Origin of the sequence: Acinetobacter sp. YH16044 (assembly GCF_013417145.1) — a bacterium.
GTDB classification, from domain to species: domain Bacteria; phylum Pseudomonadota; class Gammaproteobacteria; order Pseudomonadales; family Moraxellaceae; genus Acinetobacter; species Acinetobacter amyesii.
The window spans coordinates 68,713-85,002 of sequence record NZ_VPEK01000013.1 but is presented as its reverse complement, the minus strand read 5'-3'; the positions used below and the strand labels follow the sequence as shown (position 1 = coordinate 85,002).

General features: G+C 43.8%; 13 protein-coding genes, 1 pseudogene and 1 riboswitch. Of the genes and pseudogenes, 3 read left to right on the top strand and 11 right to left on the bottom strand.

Annotated features, from left to right (window positions below):
- Nucleotides 1-112: pseudogene (locus FTV38_RS09705) on the top strand (IS982 family transposase); the annotation flags it as partial.
- Here the strand turns inward: FTV38_RS09705 and FTV38_RS09700 are convergent.
- The gene (locus FTV38_RS09700) at nt 93-698 is read right to left on the bottom strand and encodes a TMEM165/GDT1 family protein (RefSeq protein WP_180022345.1); all 606 of its coding nucleotides are present in this window, start codon (nt 696-698) and stop codon (nt 93-95) included. The pseudogene FTV38_RS09705 and the gene FTV38_RS09700 sit on opposite strands and share 20 nt — an antisense overlap.
- 74 nt (nt 699-772) lie before the next feature.
- Nucleotides 773-915, bottom strand: a riboswitch (yybP-ykoY riboswitch).
- A 58-nt stretch (nt 916-973) separates the two neighbouring features.
- On the opposite strand from FTV38_RS09700, the gene FTV38_RS09695 reads away from it, so the two are divergent.
- Nucleotides 974-1,681, top strand: coding sequence for a methyltransferase type 11 (locus FTV38_RS09695; protein ID WP_180022344.1), 708 nt, complete (start codon nt 974-976; stop codon nt 1,679-1,681).
- 48 nt (nt 1,682-1,729) lie between these two features.
- Here FTV38_RS09695 and FTV38_RS09690 read toward each other — a convergent pair whose 3' ends face one another.
- The 3 genes from FTV38_RS09690 to FTV38_RS09680 all read right to left on the bottom strand — a co-directional run bounded on the left by FTV38_RS09690 (nt 1,730) and on the right by FTV38_RS09680 (nt 7,403).
- Nucleotides 1,730-3,721 carry a 2-oxo acid dehydrogenase subunit E2 gene (locus tag FTV38_RS09690; protein ID WP_180022343.1) on the bottom strand — a complete coding sequence of 664 codons (1,992 nt, stop codon included), beginning with the start codon at nt 3,719-3,721 and terminating at the stop codon, nt 1,730-1,732.
- Between the two features lie 2 nt (nt 3,722-3,723).
- Nucleotides 3,724-6,426 carry a pyruvate dehydrogenase (acetyl-transferring), homodimeric type gene (gene aceE / locus FTV38_RS09685; RefSeq protein ID WP_180022342.1) on the bottom strand — a complete coding sequence of 901 codons (2,703 nt, stop codon included), beginning with the start codon at nt 6,424-6,426 and terminating at the stop codon, nt 3,724-3,726.
- Between the two features lie 281 nt (nt 6,427-6,707).
- Nucleotides 6,708-7,403: a M23 family metallopeptidase gene (locus tag FTV38_RS09680; protein WP_180022341.1), complete on the bottom strand. Its 696-nt coding sequence runs from the start codon at nt 7,401-7,403 to the stop codon at nt 6,708-6,710.
- A 106-nt stretch (nt 7,404-7,509) separates the two neighbouring features.
- Here FTV38_RS09680 and FTV38_RS09675 point away from each other — a divergent pair, with 106 nt between their 5' ends.
- Nucleotides 7,510-7,950 carry a DciA family protein gene (locus FTV38_RS09675; RefSeq protein ID WP_168379402.1) on the top strand — a complete coding sequence of 147 codons (441 nt, stop codon included), beginning with the start codon at nt 7,510-7,512 and terminating at the stop codon, nt 7,948-7,950.
- A gap of 97 nt (nt 7,951-8,047) precedes the next feature.
- Here the strand turns inward: FTV38_RS09675 and lpxC are convergent, their stop codons facing one another.
- From lpxC to murG, 7 genes are all read right to left on the bottom strand, one after another.
- A complete protein-coding gene (gene lpxC, locus FTV38_RS09670; protein ID WP_168379401.1) occupies nt 8,048-8,950 on the bottom strand; it encodes a UDP-3-O-acyl-N-acetylglucosamine deacetylase in 903 nt (300 codons plus the stop codon).
- 125 nt (nt 8,951-9,075) lie between these two features.
- Nucleotides 9,076-10,266, bottom strand: a complete 1,191-nt coding sequence (gene ftsZ, locus FTV38_RS09665; RefSeq protein ID WP_168379400.1) for a cell division protein FtsZ — start codon at nt 10,264-10,266, stop codon at nt 9,076-9,078.
- A 159-nt stretch (nt 10,267-10,425) separates the two neighbouring features.
- Nucleotides 10,426-11,688, bottom strand: a complete 1,263-nt coding sequence (gene ftsA / locus FTV38_RS09660; protein WP_180022340.1) for a cell division protein FtsA — start codon at nt 11,686-11,688, stop codon at nt 10,426-10,428.
- A 68-nt stretch (nt 11,689-11,756) separates the two neighbouring features.
- Nucleotides 11,757-12,611, bottom strand: a complete 855-nt coding sequence (locus FTV38_RS09655; RefSeq protein ID WP_180008770.1) for a cell division protein FtsQ/DivIB — start codon at nt 12,609-12,611, stop codon at nt 11,757-11,759.
- Between the two features lie 3 nt (nt 12,612-12,614).
- Nucleotides 12,615-13,544, bottom strand: coding sequence for a D-alanine--D-alanine ligase (locus FTV38_RS09650; protein WP_180022339.1), 930 nt, complete (start codon nt 13,542-13,544; stop codon nt 12,615-12,617).
- A 59-nt stretch (nt 13,545-13,603) separates the two neighbouring features.
- Nucleotides 13,604-15,052 (bottom strand): UDP-N-acetylmuramate--L-alanine ligase, encoded by a 1,449-nt coding sequence (gene murC, locus FTV38_RS09645; RefSeq protein WP_078190576.1) that lies wholly within the window; start codon nt 15,050-15,052, stop codon nt 13,604-13,606.
- A 14-nt stretch (nt 15,053-15,066) separates the two neighbouring features.
- On the bottom strand, nt 15,067-16,164 hold the full coding sequence (gene murG / locus FTV38_RS09640; RefSeq protein ID WP_180022338.1) for an undecaprenyldiphospho-muramoylpentapeptide beta-N-acetylglucosaminyltransferase: 1,098 nt from the start codon (nt 16,162-16,164) through the stop codon (nt 15,067-15,069).
- Between the last annotated feature and the right edge of the window lie 126 nt (nt 16,165-16,290).

The window sequence follows — 16,290 nt, the reverse complement described above, 5'->3', positions numbered from 1 at the left end:
TAAAGCTCGTAGTATTCATGGATTTCTGAGTGGGATTTACGCATCGTTATGTGCATATCAACTTAATCATCAAAATAAACCAACAATTCAAATTATGGAATCATTGGCTTAAGCGGGATTCGGGTTAAATAGTGTTGTGCCAACGCAGCCAAACCAATCACCAAGAATACTAGGGCGCCAATTTTATGAATCAGTGAAATCGGTAGTTTTTCTGCTAGCTTGTTGCCAATAAATACCGCAGGCGCATTAACCAACATGATGCCTAGTGTCGTCCCCAAAGTCACCCAGCCAATACTGTCAAAGCGTGCAGCCAGTGCAACAGTGGCAATTTGGGTTTTATCTCCAATTTCAGCCAAGAAGAACAAAACGAAAGTGGCGGTGAAAACCCCATATTTTTGCCACTTATTGATACTTTCAGATTCATCATCCAATTGATCGGGGATCAACATCCACACCGCCATAGCAATAAAGCCCAGAGAAACGATCCACAATAAAACGGTTGGACTTAAAACAGTGGTAATCCATTGACCCAACACAGCAGAAACCCCGTGGTTCACCACAGTCGCGAGGAAAATTGCAATTAAGATCGGAACGGGTTTACGAAAACGTGCAGCAAGCAGTAAAGCAAGTAATTGTGTTTTATCGCCCATTTCTGACAGGGCAACAACAGCAAGGGAAATGAAGAAAGCGGTTAACATGGTGCATTTCTCTGGCTAGCAAAAACATATACCGATGACTTATCCCTCCTGCTAGCCAATGTGCAGAGTGATAAATCAAAGGTCTTGCCAACAAAAGAAAGCTACGAAGAGCTCATTTGGTTCTTTGCTATGATGACCATGCTCGTTTTAGAGCAAATATGTTGACCATCACCTTTTTACTTTGCGTAAAAAGCGGCTACTCCCCAATGAAGTAATGTTATTCTAGCGAGGAATGCATGTTTTCGCAATTTTAATTTTCGATGACTCAATTTGATATGCAAAACAATAATCAAAAATTTCAAGAATTTATTCAACACTATATGCATGTGCAGGATGTATTAATCATTGCAGGTGGTCCATCTCAGCTCAATTTCGACTTAACCACCATTCAGCCCTCAAAAAAACTGCTGATCATTTGCTGTAATCAAAGTTTTCTTCAACTTCCTCAGGCTCAAATTGCTCATCATTCAGACTATGCATGGTGGTTACAGTATCAGCCCATGCTCAAAGCCTGCTTTCAAGGTGACATCATTAGCGGATGTGGTTTAGGTCACAACCGGCCATATCCTGAACATGAAGTAACCAACCTTAAAACCGTGCGCATCGATACGCAAGCGGAGTTATTTCATTCACCGTACTTTGTTTATGGTAATAATTGCGGCCTTCAAGCCTATTCACTCGCACATCTCTTTCAACCACAGCGTATTTGGCTGATGGGCTATGACTTTCAACACCAACAAGGTCAAACACATGCTTATCAGCATCAACATGTGCAAGAACTGGAGCATTATGAAAAGTTTTGGGGCTTATTTTTAAAAGACTTCCAACGCTTTGAACATTTAAGGCACAAGCTTTGGCCGACGGCGCACCCGCATCGTACGCTTCCACTCACCTACAACCTCAACGCAAACTCGGCATTAAAGCTGTACCCTTCACCCATTGAACTTCCTGATTGGCTTTGTCAGTCCACCACCACGCCATAAAAAAACCCTGCCAAAGCAGGGTTCATTTTGAAACTTAAACAGGTCAGATTAGATCAATAAAGTTCGGATATCTTTGAGCAGCTTCGTCAGTTTATTGGCAAAACGTGCAGCGTCCGCTCCATTAATCACACGGTGATCGTATGACAATGACAGCGGCAGCATCAAACGTGGATCAAAGCTTTCACCATTCCATACTGGCTGCATGGTTGCAGGTGAAATACCCAAAATCGCCACCTGTGGCCAGTTGACCAACGGTGTAAATGCCGTGCCACCAATTGAACCCAAACTGGTAATGGTAAAATTCGCACCTTGTAGATCTTTTGGCGATAGTTTTTTGTCACGTGCTTTTTGACTCAGCTCACCCAGCTCAATTGCAATCTGCTTAATCGATTTTTGATCTGGATTACGCAGTACAGGCACGGTCAAACCATCAGGCGTGGCAACGGCAATCCCCATATGGATTTCATTGCGTAGCAATACTGACTTGCCATCATCAGACAAATGACCTGCAAATTCACGCTCTTCTTTCAACAAATAAGCCACTGCTTTGATGATGAAAGCCATAATGGTTAAGCCAATACCTTCTTTCTTAAAGTTAGCTTTTAAATCATTACGCCAAGCTTCAAGATCGGTAATATCCGCAGCATCGAATTGCGTCACTTGCGGGATAAAATTGTTTAAAGACAATTGCGGAATCGACACTTGTTGTAAACGTGTCAAAACTTTCTCTTCCACACCACCAAAAGCATCAAAGCTTGGCAATTTCGGCAAGCCTGAAACCTGTGCCACAGCTTGAGCTGCAGGTGCAACTTGCGGAGTGGTCAAACGGGTTTTCACATAAGCGAATAAATCTTCTTTCATTAAACGCTCATGCGGGCCAGATGCTTTGACTTCTGCCAAAACCACACCTAATTCACGTGCAAGCTTACGAACGGCCGGACCTGCATACACTTTGGCATTGGCAGCATTTTGCTCTTTGGTGAGCTTATCTGCGCCTTGTGGTTGCGGTGCTGCTGCTTCAACTTTGCTTTCAGCTTTAGGTGCAACTGTCGCAGGCTGTGCTACAGCTGGTGCAGGTTTCGCTGCTGGCGCTGGTGCAGGTGCTGCAACAGCTTGACCTTCGGCTTCAATCGTCACTAAAGCGACGCCTTCAGAGACACTTTGCCCTAACTGAACATGAATCGCGGTGATTTTACCAGCGGTAGAGCTTGGTACTTCTACCGTTGCTTTGTCTGATTCCACCACGATGATACTTTGGTCTTTTTCAACCACATCACCCACAGCGACTAAAATTTCAGCCACTGCTGCTTTATCAACACCTAAGTCAGGCACTGCAATTTCTACAGGCCCAGACGCCGCAGCCGTAGACGGCGTTGGTGTTGCTTCTGCGACAATGGGTGCAGCAACAGGCTGTGCAGTTTCTTGCACAGGAGCCGATGCAACCGCAGCAGACGAAGCCGCCGTTTTCACAGTTAAAATCACTACGCCTTCTTTCACTACATCGCCAGCACTGATCGTGATCGATTCGATACGGCCTGATACAGTACTTGGAACTTCGACTGTCGCTTTGTCTGATTCCACCACGATAATACTTTGATCGACATCAATCTCATCACCAACAGAGACCAAAATCTCACTCACCGTAGCTTTCTCTACGCCAATATCAGGGACTTGCACATCGATACTTTGCGACTGAGGAGCATTGGCTGCAACAGGTGCTGCTGCAGCTTGTTCTGCTTCCACAACCGGAGTTGGTTCTGCTGCTTGGTCTTCAGTTGCATTTTGTACTGGCTCAGCTGTAGCAGCACTTTGACCTTCTGCTTCCAACTCGATCAGCACAGCACCTTCAGCAACACTGTCACCCAGATTAACTGCAATGCTTTTCACCACGCCTGCCAAAGTGCTTGGCACTTCAACAGAGGCTTTGTCAGACTCTAACAACACAATGCTGTCATCAACGCTAATGGTGTCGCCGACTTTCACTAAAATCTCAGCGACCGTTGCTTTATCTACACCAATATCAGGAGTCGTAATTTGCATGATTAGTTCTCCTCTTTGTAGTCAGCCACAGCATGCAGTTCAGGCGTTTCCTGCGGAGCCCATGCCACTGGACGGTCAGTATCTAGTTCAAAGCTTGAGATAGCATCTTTAACTAAACGTGCATCAACTTCGCCTTCATCCGCGAGTTTTTTCAATGTTGCTACCACAATATGTGCGGCATCGACACCAAAGTAGCTACGTAAGTTGCCACGTGTATCTGAACGACCATAACCATCTGTACCTAATGCAACGAATGGACGATTGTCTGGAAGATAGGCACGGATTTGTTCGCTATATGCACGCATGTGGTCAGTTGCCGATACCACAATACCGTCTTTTTCACGAAGCAATTGAGAGACCCAAGCTTCTTTCGTATCTTCAGCCAACGGATGTAAGCGGTTGTATTCTTCACACGCCATACCATCACGAGCTAATTCGTTAAAGCTAGTGACGCTCCACACGTTTGAATGAATTTGATATTCATCACGAAGGATTTTCGCTGCTTTGATTACTTCGCGCAGAATCACACCTGAACCCATCAACTGAACCGTTGCTTTCTCATCTTCTTCGAAGAGATACATACCACGTTTAATGCCTTCTTCAGCACCTTCAGGAATAGCTGGATGTTCGTAGTTTTCATTCATTACTGTTAAGTAGTAGAACACACGCTCTTGGTTCACGTACATGCGTTTTAAACCATCATGTACGATTACTGCCAACTCATAACCAAAACATGGGTCATAAGAAATACAGTTTGGAATCGTATTTGCCAAGATATGTGAATGACCATCTTGGTGCTGTAAACCTTCACCATTCAGTGTTGTACGACCCGCAGTTGCACCGAGCAAGAAGCCTTGCGCCTGCGCATCACCTGCAGCCCATGCAATATCACCAATACGTTGGAAACCAAACATCGAGTAGTACATATACATCGGAATCATTGGCAAGTTATTGGTTGAATAACTGGTTCCTAACGCAGCCCAAGCACTCATCGCACCCGCTTCGTTAATCCCTTCTTGTAACATGTGACCATCTTTAGCTTCACGGTAATGCATCAACTGTTCTTGGTCTTCAGGGGTATATTTTTGACCATGCGCAGCATAGATCCCCAACTGACGGAACATACCTTCCAAACCGAAAGTACGCGCTTCATCTGGCACAATTGGTACGACACGATCTTTAATGGCTTTTTCTTTCAATAATGATGAAATCAAACGTACCATCAACATGGTCGTCGATTGCTCTTTACCGCCACTGCCTTTCAGTACCGCATCAAACACAGACAATTCAGGAATCGCCAGCTGCTCGCTTTCTTTACGACGTGCAGGTAAATAACCACCCAATGCCTCACGACGTGCTTTCATGTATTTAATTTCAGGTGAATTTTCACTTGGACGGTAGAATGGCACTTCTTCAAGCTGTTCATCGGTAAATGGCAAGTTGAAACGGTTACGCACGTATTTCAACGACTCAAGCTGCATTTTCTTGATTTGATGCGTCTTATTGACTGCTTCAATCTCTTCCGACAAACCATAACCTTTGACTGTTTTTGCCAAGATAACTGTTGGCTGACCCGTTTCCTTCATCGCTTCGGCATAAGCCGCATACACTTTGAATGGGTCATGACCACCACGGTTCAGGTTATCAATATCTTCATCGCTTAAGTTGCGCACCAACTCTTCAGCTTCAGGATACTTACCAAAGAAATGTGCACGCGTATACGCACCGCCTTTCACTTGATAGCGTTGGAAGTCACCATCGACCGCTTCTTCCATCACCGCTTTTAAGGCACCTGAATCATCTTTTGCCAGTAGCGGATCCCAATGACGACCCCATACCACTTTAATCACACGCCAGCCTGCACCACGGAACAATGATTCAAGTTCTTGAATAATTTTACCGTTACCACGAACTGGGCCATCTAGACGCTGTAAGTTACAGTTCACGACCCAAATTAGGTTGTCGAGCTTTTCACGACCTGCAAGTGAAATGGCACCTGTACTTTCAGGTTCATCCATTTCACCATCACCGAGGTAAGCCCAAACTTTACGGTTTTCTTCTTTGATCAGGCCACGGTTCATCAAGTACTTTTGAATGTGTGCTTGATAGATCGACATGATTGGGCCTAGACCCATCGATACGGTTGGGAACTGCCAATAATCTGGCATCAAGTACGGATGTGGGTATGACGGCAAACCTTTACCCCCCACTTCACGACGGAAATTATTTAAATGTTCTTCAGTCAAACGACCTTCTAAGAACGAACGTGCATAGATACCCGGTGCACAGTGACCTTGATAATAGATCATGTCACCGCCAAAGCTGTCGCTATTGGCACGGAAGAAGTGGTTAAAGCCCACGTCATATAAAGTGGCAGATGATGCAAAACTTGCCAAGTGACCACCTAAGTCATCACCTGTTTTATTGGCACGCAGTACCATCGCTAAGGCATTCCAGCGGATCAGCGCACGAATACGGCGCTCCATATCCGAATCACCTGGCATAGGCGGCTGTTCTTCAACTGAAATGGTATTTAAGTAAGGAGTATTTAGTCGCTGAATGGGAACGTGCTTAGCAATCGCTTGTTGATAGAGTTTTTCAAGCAAAAATGCAGCGCGGTCAGTTCCCATGTGCTGTAAAACTGAATCAAATGCGTCCTGCCATTCTTGGGTTTCTTGCGCATCTGTATCGCCATAAAACGCCATACTTCACCTATCCTATGTGCTAAATATATGGCTCTATTAGTACCATATTTTGGCTAGGCTCAGTTATCGCCACAAATGAATACGAAATAGCTCTGTTATTTATTTACTAAATACTCATTGATTAACAATTACACAAATTTACATTTTTGGGTCAATTTTCGCCATTTTTCATACAGACAATATTTTTTAAAATGATAATTTTATAGTTATTAGCGATAAATAAAAAAGCCATTGTCTGTAGAGGTTCAGACAATGGCTTCGTATATAGATGTTATATGTGCTTATGGCAACATCGCTAAATACGTCGATGGGTTTTTGCGTTGACCATCTTTCACTACTTCGTAATGCAAATGTGGGCCAGTACAACGACCAGTACAACCAACGTTAGCAATATGCTCACCCGCAGCAACACGGTCGCCTACACGTGCAATTAAGCGTGATGCATGTGCATAACGTGTCAGGTAACCATTACCATGGTTGATTTCAACATATTGGCCATAACCTGTGCCCCAGCCTGATTTAGTTACTATGCCAGGGCCTGTTGCATAAATAGGTGTGCCACTTGCCGCAGAAAGATCTAAACCTGAATGATTTTCTGCACGGCCACCCATGGTACGACCACCATAGTTTGAGCTCACGCGCTTCATGTCTGGAAGTGGGTGGGCAATTAACCATGAATATGGATTATTTGAACTTGCTGAATAGTTTTGAGAGGAATTGCTTGAACCGTATTTTTTTGCGATTGTCGCATTGTTGAGTTCAATTGATTTTTCACGAATTTGAACATTCAACTTCGTTTCCGCTGGAACATCAATATCATTGCTTTCAGAGTAAGCACCTTGAGACAAAGTGCGAGTTAACTGTTCAATACGATCTGATGATGAGTCTGCTTGATTTAATTCAACTAAATCTGCAAAAGCGACTGAAGCGGCCGAAGCTGCCAATGAAAACGCCAATAAAATACGTCGTAAATGCATAAAAAACCTCTATAAACTGTTCTCTTTTGTTCCTTGTGTGATTTCGTCCTTGATATCAGCCAAAAGGAGCGCATAAGATTAAGACATAAACATGTAGGAAATATGTATGTCAGAACCTGTCAACGTCTTTCAACCAACAAGAAAACACATAAAAACAGGAAACTTGTCGTTTCTCTCAACGCAAGTTGCTGTATGGCAGAAACTTACGAAAATTGTTCAACCGCTATTGCCCCAACCGGATCAATGGCAAGTTGTTTGTTATATAAATGGTGTACTTATATTAACTGGAGAAAATCAGGCACTGATTAGTCAGTTGGCCTATTTGCAAAAGCAATATATTGCACAATTATCACAAATATACGAATTCAAGGATTTGCACAAGATTCAAGTCCGTCTGAGAACTCCGTCTCCAACGCCCCATTCCCCTGAAAAAATTTCAAGAACCCTCAGTACAGAAACTCAGGATTTACTCCGTAATGCTGCTGACTTTGTGAGCGACCCTAAGCTTAGCCAAGCAATGCTGCGTTTGGCAAGCAATAAAAAGTAACCACCCAGTTGTAACAGACAAATTTGAATGCTCAGAATGTGACAGACTTAACACTTACAAATGATACAATATAACATCACTATTATAAGACAATGACTTATGTCACATTCACATAACTAATTGGGCAATCATTAATGTCATCAAATGTTACAATTTCATAGCTATCTGGATCACTTTTGACATTGCGTAATAACTGATTATTTAATGCATGACCTGACTTATAGGCATCATATTTCGCAATAATTTGATGACCAAGCAAATATAAATCACCCACAGCATCTAATATTTTGTGACGAACAAACTCATCCGAGAAGCGTAAACCCTCTTCATTGACCACACCATTTTCATCTACGCCAATGGCATTTTCGAGACTCGCCCCCAAAGCCAAATTATTGGCTTTGAGATAATCCAAATCTTTCATAAAGCCAAAAGTCCGCGCTTCACTGACTTCATAGACAAATGTTTCGGTTGAAAAGTCGATGGTTGCCGATTGAAATTCTTTCTTAAATGCAGGATGGTCAAAATCAATCGTAAAATTTAATTGGAAACCGTCATGCGGTTGAAAGGCAGCACGTTTATCATCAATCAGTGCTTCGACAGGTTTAAGTATTTTTATGAATTTTTTAGGTGCATTTTGTTCTTGTAGTTCACCTTGCATAAGCAAATAAATGAACGGGCCTGCACTCCCATCCATAATAGGCACTTCAGATGCCGACACTTCCACAATCAGGTTATCAATCCCTAAACCAGCAATCGCACTCATAATGTGCTCAATTGTGCCCACCTTGGCGTTTTCTTGCACCAAGTTAGAACACATGAATGCTTCTTGAATCAGCATAGCATCAGCTGGAATATCAATCGGTGGATTTAAGTCGATACGACGAAACACAATGCCCCCATCGGCATGATGTGGCACAAAGTTAATCATCACTTTTTGCCCACTATGCAGTCCGATGCCACTCGCTTTCACGATGCGTTTCAGGGTACGTTGTTTCAACATGTGTCTTCTATCATCAGTTCACAAAACCGCTATACGTTAGCATATTTAGCCATTGATAAAAAACAAAAAGGTAGCTGATCAGCTACCTTTTGTAATCAATAGACACTTAAGTCATTGAATTTATGTTATTTACGTTGCTGATTTTTCAAGTAGTCTTGAATACTCATTGGCGTAGGGCGTGAATTCGATGCTGACGCCGCCGCAGCCGCCGGAGCAGCTGCTTCATTGTGCTGACGTTGAATCGCTGGTACATCATCTTCATCTACAGGTGCTTGTGCAGAAGCGACTGTACGCGTTGCTTGTGCGACAGGGCGTTTCACTGGCTCAGCAGAATCGGCAGAATTACGCGTTAAACCCGTTGCGATCACAGTTACACTAATTTCATCACGTGCATCTGGATCAAATACCGTACCGTAGAAAACTTGACCTTCATCAAGATCCACAATTTGGTTCACTACATCAGTGATTTCTTCAATTTCACCGAAGGTTACGTCATCGCCACCTGTTACGTTAATCAAAATGCCTTTTGCATTCATGATCGTCACGTTATCTAACAATGGGCTACGGATCGCTTGTTCAGCAGCTTGACGTGCACGGTTTTCACCACGACCAGAACCTGCACCCATCATGGCATAACCACGTGTACTCATCGCAGTTTTCAAATCGGCGAAGTCAAGGTTGATATGACCAGGACGCACCACAAGATCGAAGATACTACGTACAGCATTTAACAGTACGTCGTCTGCTTTTTTGTAAGCATCTTTCATCGAGATATCACGGAACACTTTTAGCAGGCGTTGGTTCGGAATAATAATCAGAGAATCAACATGTTGCTCAAGTGCTTCGATACCTTTCTCAGCAGATTGCTGACGACGTTTACCTTCAAAGTTAAACGGAGTCGTCACCACACCTACCGTTAAGATACCCATTTCTTTGGCAATTTCAGCAACAACTGGCGCAGCACCTGTACCTGTACCACCACCCATACCTGCAGTCACGAACACCATGTCCGTTCCTTCAAGGTGTTGGCGAATCAACTCACGGCTTTCTTCAGCAGCAGTTTGACCCACTTGTGGATTTGCACCTGCACCCAAACCACGGGTACTTTGCTCACCCAGTTGGATTTTAAATTGTGCATTCATGCGATCGAGTGCTTGTTTGTCTGTATTGGCACAAACAAATTTCACACCCTCGATATCTGATTCCAACATGTGTTGCACAGCGTTACCGCCAGCACCACCTACACCGAATACTGTGAAACGGGCTTGACCGTTGCTGTCGCTTTGATCATCTTCTAAAAATTCAAATGAGGCCATGCCTAAAAAATTCCTAATCCATAATTGGCAGACACTTCAGCCCGTATACTGCCTTGATCTTAATAAAAATTGTTTTTTAGAATGCTGTCCAAGTTCCAGCTTGTCAAGTACAAGCAATAATCCGTACAACTTCCCAACAATATTCCCAAATATTTCAACTTAAAAGATCGACTTCAAGGTGTCATTGAAGCCCGACCATGCCCGTTTTACCCGATTCAATACTGAAAGTTTTTCCGTATCTTCTGGCTCAACGATCGTATCTTGTGTTTCGCTTTGACTGAAAATTAACAGACCTGCGGCAGTCGCGTATTGTGAACGACGTAAAGCTGCTTGCTGTTGATCATCGGCATACACTTGCATAGGTGGATTACCTAAATGTGCAGAGACACCTAAAATCCGGCGTGCAAATGTCACCATTCCTTCAATTTGGCAGGCATCACCTGTGAGTACAACACCATGGTATAAACCATGAATTGCACCATGATCGACCAATTCATTACGCACTTGATTAAAGATTTCTTCATAGCGCGCAATAATGATTTCGGTCAGTTCAATACGGCTAATGGTTTGTGGACCATCAATCCCTTGGAACTGAATCATACTTTCAGGTTTAACCACTTTCAGGTCGACACAACCATACAACAGCTTAATGCGTTCCGCTTCTTCTGTTGTGGTTTGCAATACAGCAGCAATATCACGTGTTACATGCTCACCGCCACGTTGCAAGGTATGTGTCATCGCCAAGCGACCATCTAAATACACCGCGATATTGGTCGTACCTGCACCAATATCGACCAAGCACACACCATATTCTTTTTCATCTTTAAGCAAACTGGCTTCAGCTGTTGCTAATGATGAAATGACCATGCGTTCAACACCAATATTGGCGCCTTTTAATGCACGATCCAAATTCTGCATGGTGCTGATGGGCAACATCATCAAATGATAATGCCCTGTCATACTCCGTGCTGACATGCGAATCGGGTTTAATACCCACTCAGGTTCATCATCTAGTTCAAAACCTAAAGGTACAGCACTCACCAAATAGTGGTCAGACGTTAAATGACTGGCTTTGGCCAGTTCTAATGCACGCACCACTTCATTGGTGGTAATCGCATGGTCATTATTTTCAATTGGAGTGCGACCAGAGGCATAAAAACTTTTTAGTTCAGCACTTGGAATGGAAATCCACGCAGAATGTACACGACATTCCGCCATATCTTCCGCTTCCTGCACTGCATTTTTAATTGCGGTAACAACTTTATCGAGACTGACAATTTTCCCTTTATTCATGCCGCGGTTACGAGCGGTCGCCATCCCTACCACTTGGATAGTGTCTGGCGCGTGTACCTTACCAATCAAAACTGAAACTTTGTGTGTCCCAATGTCAATCGCAACAACCGAGGGAACAGCTTCATTCATTATTTACTACTACCATTCACATGTTTGTTTAATTTATGGCTTAAAGCCTCTACTTATAAAGCCGATCATTATGGCTTTACCGGCGCTGCATTCGCAATGCCTATGTCATCACTGGTTACAACAAACTGACCATTTACCGACTTTGCTGGCACAGAGTTTTTCCATTGAATCGCTAAACCATTTCGGTAGCGCAAATCGATGGCAGAAATTCGTGGCCATACAGGTTTTAAGTCACTGTGTGCGAGATAACTTAAACGCTGCAACTTACTCATGGTCTGATCTTGATCGACAATCACGCGTAAGCCTGAATCAAACTGCATAAACCAAGTCATTCGTTCGGTTAAATATAATTCTTTTAAACGAATGCCAACAGGTATAAATAGTTGATTAATTTCATTATAGCGACGCATCATCATTTTGGACTGACTCGTCGGCCCATGCAATAACGGTAAATTCTGATGATTGGTCGGAGTTAATTCAGCAAATACATCACCACTGTCGCTTAACAGTCGCCCAGTTCCCCAACGTGCAATCGCTTGACGCGGCATCACCCGTACACGAATTGCATTCGGCCATGCACGCGATACCACCACGCGATCGACCCAAGAGATTTCTAAAGTACGGTCACGAATGACACGTAAATCAGAGGTAAAATAGTTTTCAGTCATCATCGGTGAAACGTATGACATGACTTGTTGTTTTTCTTGGGCGCTCCGCACACCCACCACATCAAGTTCAGCCACACGTGCATCCGTCATGACTTTATATAGCCCCCAAATCCCAGCAATCAAGACCACACATGCAATAAACAACAACAGCCATCCACCCACATTGGTAAGCTTTTCCTTACGTGTCGGTGGTTTATCATGTATCGATGTCGTTGCTGCACGTTTACGGCGCATAGACGCAGGAAGTTGAGCCATAATTTAGTGTGCCGCACCTGTCAGGGTTTGTTCCAAAATCGCGACACAAAGATCATCAAAACTATAGCCTACAGCATTAGCAGCTTTTGGCACTAGAGAATGACTGGTCATCCCCGGAACAGTATTTACCTCAAGTAACCAAAAGTTTCCTTCTGCATCTTGCATCGCGTCAATACGGCCCCAACCACTCGCACCTACCGCTTGGAAAGCACGTAAAGATAAAGCTTGTAGACGCTTTTCTTCATCTTCCGTCAAGCCACATGGAATACCATATTGCACATCGTTACGGTTATATTTCGCTTCATAATCGTAAAAAGCCACATCTGCAGGCGGTTCTAAACGAATCACCGGTAATGCCTGACCATTTAAAATCACAATGGTAAATTCACGTCCGGTAATCCATTTTTCAGCCATCACGACTGCATCATGCTGGGTCGCTCTTGCAATTGCGGTTGCAAAGTCTTCAATTTTTTCAACTTTGCTCATACCAATGCTTGAACCTTCATGCACCGGCTTGATAATAAATGGCAAACCAATTGAATCTACAATTTCTTGTAAATCTGAGTCTTTGCTGACAATACGATAAGGTGCTGTCGGTAGTTCTGAACCTTGCCAAACTTGTTTAGTTTTGACTTTATCCATACCAATCGCCGAGCCTTGAACGCCCGTTCCAGTGTACGGAATGTTTAACCATTCCAAAGTACCCTGAATTTGACCATCTTCACCACCACGGCCATGAAGTACGATAAATGCACGGTCATAAGCCACCAACTCAGTCACACTGCGTTGCTGCGGATCGAATGCTTCGGCATTTACACCCGAACGCACCAATGCTTCAAGTACAGCTTTACCACTATCGAGAGAAACCTCACGTTCGGCAGATTTCCCACCTAATAACACGGCAACTTTGCCGAATTTTGAAGCATTTGACACGTTTATATCCTTAAACTTTTATCTACGGTCTAAACAAACTTTGGATCACCAAGCGGTAATCATTTTACATAGAGATTGTTTTGAGCAAGTTCGATTGAGATTGCTCCAACATTACCTGCGCCCTGTGTTAATAACAAGTCATTTGCTTGTAACACTTTTTTCATTACTGCTTGTAAGTTGCCTTCTACTGGATCGATAAGAATCGGCTCAACTTCACCACGTAGACGAATGCTTCGAGCCAATGCACGACTATCCGCACCCACAATTGGTTTTTCACCCGCAGGATAAACTTCCAATAACAACAGTTGATCAACTTGTGACAATACATCGACGAAGTCATCAAAACAGTCACGCGTACGGCTAAAACGGTGCGGTTGGAACATCATCACCAAACGACGATCTGGATGACTTGCACGTGCCGCTTTAATGGTCGCTTCCACTTCTTTTGGATGGTGACCATAGTCATCGACCAATTTCACCAAGCCATCTTCAACTTCAAATTCGCCTTGTACTTGGAAACGACGACCTACACCACTGAAGCTTTCTAAGGCACGCGCAATCGCAGCATCAGAAACACCTTCATCCGTTGCAATACCAATCGCTGCCAAGGCATTTAAGATATTATGAAGACCCGGCAAGTTAATGGTTAAACGTAACGGCTCACGGTCTTTACGCAAAACTGTAAAGTGTGATTGCATGCCTTCTTGAGCCACATCAACAGCACGAATGTCATTGTCTTCATTGAAACCATAAGTCACGACAGGACGACCAATACGCGGCATAATTTCACGGATGTTGGCATCATCACCACACATCACGGCTAAACCGTAAAATGGAAGACGCTGTAAGAATTGCACAAAGGTATCTTTTAATACATCGAAACTACCGCCATAGGTATCCATATGGTCAGCGTCGATATTGGTGACAATCGTTGCCATCGGCTGTAAATGCAGGAAAGATGCATCTGATTCATCCGCTTCGGCCACGATATAACGACTTGCACCCAATGCAGCATTCACACCAGTACGATTTAACAAACCACCAATGACATAAGTTGGGTCCAGATTTTCTTCTGCCAACATGCATGTCACAAGACTGGTTGTCGTGGTTTTACCATGCGTCCCCGCAACGGCAATACCATGACGGTAACGCATTAATTCACCCAACATTTCTGCACGACGCACGACAGGTGTACGGGTTTCAATCGCCGCTTTCACTTCCGGGTTTTCAGAATCAATGGCTGTTGATACCACGATTACATTGGCACCTTGAATATTTTCAGCAGCATGACCGATGAAAACTTGAATGCCATTTTCTTCAAGCTGAGCCGTGGTTTTCGACGCTTTAATATCTGAACCTGAAACTTTATAGCCTTGGTTTTTCAATACTTCGGCAATACCGCACATGCCCGCACCACCAATTCCAATAAAATGGATGTGTTTAATACGGCGCATTTCTGGCACTTTAATGAGCTTTTTCGCTTGATCGGCAGGCGTTGATGGAGACATAGATTACTCGAATTTTACAAATCTTGAATTAAACCAACCACGTGCTGTGTCGCATCGGGTTGTGCCTGTTGTCGAGCCTTAACCGCCATTTCCATAAGTCGTTGGCGATTCATCAGCGGCTTCAACAACGCTGTTAAACTTTCTGCGGTCATGTCCGCTTGTGGGCAAATTTTTGCAGCATTGATATTGGCCAAGAACCCTGCATTTGCAGTTTGATGGTCATCCACTGCACTTGGCAGAGGAACAAACACGGCTGCTACACCCGCTGTCGCAATTTCAGTGACGGTTAGTGCACCAGCACGGCAGATAATCAAATCCGCTGCAGAATAGGCTGCTGCCATATCTTCAATAAACGGCTGAACTTCAACTTGTATATGTTCAGGTGCGTTTGCATAACGAGCCAATGTGCTTTCAGCATTATTTTGACCACACTGATGATATACACTCAGGGGCTGTTCTAATTGCTGCAAAGCAACCGGCACACATTCATTTAAGGCACGTGCGCCCAGTGAGCCCCCTACAATTAAAACCCGTAATGGCAACCCAGCTTTTTCACGCTCTTGGTAACGCCATGACGGATTTAAAATTTCTGTAATTTCTTTACGTACAGGATTCCCTGTGGTTACGATTTTATCTTGTGCTGGAAAGGTATTTGGAAATGCCTGACAAACAATTTTGGCCACACGTGACAACTGCGTATTGGTAAAACCTGCCACCGCATTTTGTTCATGGATAATGACTGGAATGCCCAATGCACGAGCTGCCAAGCCACCCGGCCCAGCCACATACCCCCCAAAGCCTGCAACTGCATCGACTTTGAGTTGTTTCATATAACGCATGGCACTCAATGTAGCTTTGAGAATTTTAAATGGTGCCATCAGCTTACGCACGACTCCATTGCCGCGTACGCCTTGGATATCAATTTGATAAATTGGAATATTATGATTTTTAAGCAGGCGATTTTCCATGCCTGTTGGCGTTGCGAGCCAAGAAACTTCACAGCCTTGTTGTTGCAACTCTTTGGCAACAGCGAGCGCTGGAAAGACGTGACCACCGGTTCCGGCAGCCATCATCATGACATGTTTCGGCTTTACTTGCGTTACTTCGGTCACTGTCTAATTCTTCAATTCTAAAAAGAGGCTAATGATATTCGATTTTAAGCAAACAATTGTAATCACAAACGCATGACCGTGAAAGGTAATTTACTTTTTTTCAACAGGCGTATGATTGTTTTTTTC

Bases quoted from the DNA above. Each gene is read 5' to 3' on its own strand.
- FTV38_RS09700 (WP_180022345.1), bottom strand. From the start codon at position 698: ATGTTAACCGCTTTCTTCATTTCCCTTGCTGTTGTTGCCCTGTCAGAA.
- FTV38_RS09695 (WP_180022344.1), top strand. From the start codon at position 974: ATGCAAAACAATAATCAAAAATTTCAAGAATTTATTCAACACTATATG.
- FTV38_RS09690 (WP_180022343.1), bottom strand. From the start codon at position 3,721: ATGCAAATTACGACTCCTGATATTGGTGTAGATAAAGCAACGGTCGCT.
- aceE (WP_180022342.1), bottom strand. From the start codon at position 6,426: ATGGCGTTTTATGGCGATACAGATGCGCAAGAAACCCAAGAATGGCAG.
- FTV38_RS09680 (WP_180022341.1), bottom strand. From the start codon at position 7,403: ATGCATTTACGACGTATTTTATTGGCGTTTTCATTGGCAGCTTCGGCC.
- FTV38_RS09675 (WP_168379402.1), top strand. From the start codon at position 7,510: ATGTCAGAACCTGTCAACGTCTTTCAACCAACAAGAAAACACATAAAA.
- lpxC (WP_168379401.1), bottom strand. From the start codon at position 8,950: ATGTTGAAACAACGTACCCTGAAACGCATCGTGAAAGCGAGTGGCATC.
- ftsZ (WP_168379400.1), bottom strand. From the start codon at position 10,266: ATGGCCTCATTTGAATTTTTAGAAGATGATCAAAGCGACAGCAACGGT.
- ftsA (WP_180022340.1), bottom strand. From the start codon at position 11,688: ATGAATGAAGCTGTTCCCTCGGTTGTTGCGATTGACATTGGGACACAC.
- FTV38_RS09655 (WP_180008770.1), bottom strand. From the start codon at position 12,611: ATGGCTCAACTTCCTGCGTCTATGCGCCGTAAACGTGCAGCAACGACA.
- murC (WP_078190576.1), bottom strand. From the start codon at position 15,052: ATGTCTCCATCAACGCCTGCCGATCAAGCGAAAAAGCTCATTAAAGTG.